The sequence below is a fragment of the Stenotrophomonas pictorum JCM 9942 genome, from assembly GCF_001310775.1.
Taxonomy (GTDB): Bacteria; Pseudomonadota; Gammaproteobacteria; order Xanthomonadales; family Xanthomonadaceae; genus Stenotrophomonas; species Stenotrophomonas pictorum.
The window spans coordinates 1-3,284 of record NZ_BAZI01000297.1; the positions used below are offsets into that span (position 1 = coordinate 1).

Here is a 3,284-nt window from a genome sequence, read left to right on the forward strand (position 1 = left end):
TCCGCGGCGGTGCGATCACCGGCATGCTGGTGGTCGGGCTGGGCCTGCTGGGCGTGGCCGGCTACTACCTGGTGTTGCAGAAGTTGGGGCTGAGCCTGGCCGACAACCTGCACGCGCTGGTCGGGCTGGCCTTCGGCAGCTCGCTGATCTCGATCTTCGCGCGACTGGGCGGCGGCATCTTCACCAAGGGGGCGGATGTGGGCGCGGACCTGGTCGGCAAGGTCGAGGCCGGAATTCCCGAGGACGACCCGCGCAACCCGGCGGTGATCGCCGACAATGTGGGGGACAACGTCGGCGATTGCGCCGGCATGGCCGCCGATCTGTTCGAAACCTATGCGGTGACGGTGATCGCCACCATGCTGCTGGGCGGCATGATGATGGCCGAGGTCGGCCGCAACGCGGTCCTGTTTCCGCTGGTGCTGGGCGGGGTGTCGATCATCGCCTCGATCATCGGCGCCTTCTTCGTCAAGGTGAAGCCGGGCGGCTCGATCATGGGCGCGCTGTACAAAGGCGTGATCGTCTCGGCGGTGCTGGCCGCGATCGCGTTCTGGCCGGTCACCACCCAGCTGATGGCCGATTCACCCTATGGCGCGATGAATCTGTACATCTGCGCACTGATCGGACTGGCGCTCACCGGCCTGATCGTGTGGATCACCGAGTACTACACCGGCACCCAGTACAAGCCGGTGCAGCACGTGGCGCAGGCCTCGACCACCGGCCATGGCACCAACATCATCGCCGGGCTCGGGGTGTCGATGAAGTCCACCGCGCTGCCGGTGGTGGCCGTGTGCGCCGCAATCTGGTTTTCCCACCTGCATGGCGGCCTGTACGGCATCGCCATCGCCGCCACCGCGATGCTGTCGATGGCCGGCATGATCGTGGCGCTGGACGCTTACGGCCCGATCACCGACAACGCCGGCGGTATCGCCGAGATGGCCGAACTGCCGCCCGAAATCCGCGAGATCACCGATCCGCTCGATGCGGTCGGCAACACCACCAAGGCGGTGACCAAGGGCTATGCGATCGGCTCGGCGGCGCTGGCCGCGCTGGTGCTGTTTGCCGATTACACGCACAACTTGCAGCTGGCCAACCCGGGCACGGTCTTCGCCTTCGACCTGTCCGACCACACCGTGATCATCGGCCTGCTGATCGGCGGCCTGATCCCCTACCTGTTCGGGGCGATGGCGATGGAAGCGGTCGGCCGTGCCGCCGGCGCGGTGGTGGAGGAAGTGCGCCACCAGTTCCGCGACATCCCCGGCATCATGCAGGGCACCGGCAAACCGGACTACTCGCGCGCGGTGGACATGCTGACCCGCTCGGCGATCCGGGAAATGATCGTGCCCTCGCTGCTGCCGGTGGCGGTGCCGGTGGTGGTCGGCCTGCTCCTGGGACCGAAAGCCCTGGGCGGTCTGCTGATCGGCACCATCGTCACCGGCCTGTTCGTGGCGATCTCGATGACCACCGGTGGCGGTGCCTGGGACAACGCCAAGAAGTACATCGAGGACGGCCACTTCGGCGGCAAGGGCAGCGATGCCCACAAGGCGGCGGTGACCGGCGATACGGTGGGCGACCCGTACAAGGACACCGCCGGCCCGGCGATCAACCCCTTGATCAAGATCATCAACATCGTCGCGCTGCTGCTGGTGCCGTTGCTGTAGAGACTCCGCAAGCCATTGTTTATGAAGGACAGGACACCCCGCTCCGGCGGGGTGTCCTGTTTCCAGGGGCGGGCGTGATGCAGTGCAATAGGCGCCAGCGTAGAATGGGCGTTTTCCCCAAACATCACGATTCGGAGTCAGCGCAATGAGCCTGAAACTTGTCTCGCCGGGCAAGAACCCGCCGGAAGAAATCAACGTCATCGTCGAGATTCCGAAGGATTCGGAGCCGGTAAAGTACGAAATGGACAAGGAAAGCGGCGCGATCTTCGTTGACCGCATCCTCTCCACGCCGATGCGCTACCCCTGCAACTACGGTTTCGTGCCGCAGACCCTGTGTGGCGACGGCGACCCGGCCGACGTGCTGGTGGTGCTGCCGCTGCCGCTGGTACCGGGCTCGGTCGTGCGCTGCCGTCCGGTGGGCGTGCTGAAAATGAGTGATGAAGCCGGCAGCGATGAGAAAATCCTGGCCGTGCCGGTGGCCAAGATCTTCAACGGCTATGCCCATGTGGAAGACATCCAACAGGTCTCCAGCCACTGGCTGGAGCGCATCGGTCACTTCTTCGAGCACTACAAGGATCTGGAGAAGGGCAAGTGGGTCAAGATCGAAGGCTGGGGCGACGCCGCCGAAGCCAAGAAGATCCTGGTGGAAGCCCACCAGACCTTCCTGGCCCAGCAGGAACAGCAAGGCTGATCCTGCCGCCTGCAGCGACAGTGATCACGTTTCATATCTGTAGCGCATGACCCTGTTACGGGGTTCGGCTACATTGACAGGCCGGTTTTCCCGGCCTGTTTCCGTTGTGGCCAAGTAACTGTATTTTTCTGGGGAAAGTGTCTTGCGTATCCTGCTTGTCGGCGATGAAGCCAGTCTGTCGAACGAACTTTTCGAGTACGTCAGCGATCTTGGAGAGGATTGGCAGCTGCAGACCGCCCCGGATGGCAATGCCGCCATCGCCGCAGTGGCGACCTCGGCCGTGGACGCCGTCATCGTGGCCCCGGTGCTGGCCGATCTCACCCCGGCGACCTTACTGGGTCAGATCCGCACGCTGCGCCCGGAAACCATCCGTATCGCGCTGATCGACACCGACAGCAGCCAGCGCTCCCCCTCGGCCCGCATCATCGGCGTGGCCCATCGTTTTCTGCCATTGCCGTTGGCGCCGGAAGTGTTGCTGGAGGCCCTCACCAGCCTGGAAGAGCTGCGCGAACTGCTCGACAGCCCGCGTCTGCGCACTTCCATCGGCCGCATCGAGAAGCTGCCCTCCCCGCCCCATCTCTACCTGAGCCTGATGCAGGCGCTGGAAGAGAACGAAGACAGTGATGCCAGCGAGATCGCCAAGCTGGTGGCGGCCGATCCGGCCATCGCCGCCAAGGTGCTGCAGCTGTCCAATTCGGCCTTCTTCAACAATGGCCGCGCCATTTCCGACCTGCGTGGCGCGGTGACCCGGCTGGGGCTGTCGACGCTGCGCGACCTGGTGCTGGCCAGTGAGGTTTTCTCGCTGGCCGCCATTTCAGCCGCCGAACGCAACGCCCTGCAGTCCCGGGCGCTGCTGGCCTCACGGCTGGCCGCAAAGATGCTGCCCGCCTCCAGTGCCGAGCTGGGCGCCACCGCCGCACTGCTGGCCGACATCG

Annotated in this window: 3 protein-coding genes; all 3 read left to right on the top strand. The window is 64.9% G+C overall.

The features are described from left to right. A partial coding sequence (locus JCM9942_RS12655; RefSeq protein ID WP_054660089.1) for a sodium-translocating pyrophosphatase occupies nt 1-1,658 on the top strand: 1,658 nt, incomplete at its 5' end. 145 nt (nt 1,659-1,803) lie between these two features. Further along, entirely contained in the window at nt 1,804-2,349 is a 546-nt protein-coding gene (ppa, locus tag JCM9942_RS12660; RefSeq protein ID WP_054660091.1) for an inorganic diphosphatase, read from the top strand. A 142-nt stretch (nt 2,350-2,491) separates the two neighbouring features. Beyond that, a partial coding sequence (locus JCM9942_RS12665; protein WP_054660092.1) for an HDOD domain-containing protein occupies nt 2,492-3,284 on the top strand: 793 nt, incomplete at its 3' end.

What these genes read in the sequence shown, in the direction of transcription:
- ppa (WP_054660091.1), top strand. Translation starts at nt 1,804, where the DNA reads ATGAGCCTGAAACTTGTCTCGCCGGGCAAGAACCCGCCGGAAGAAATC.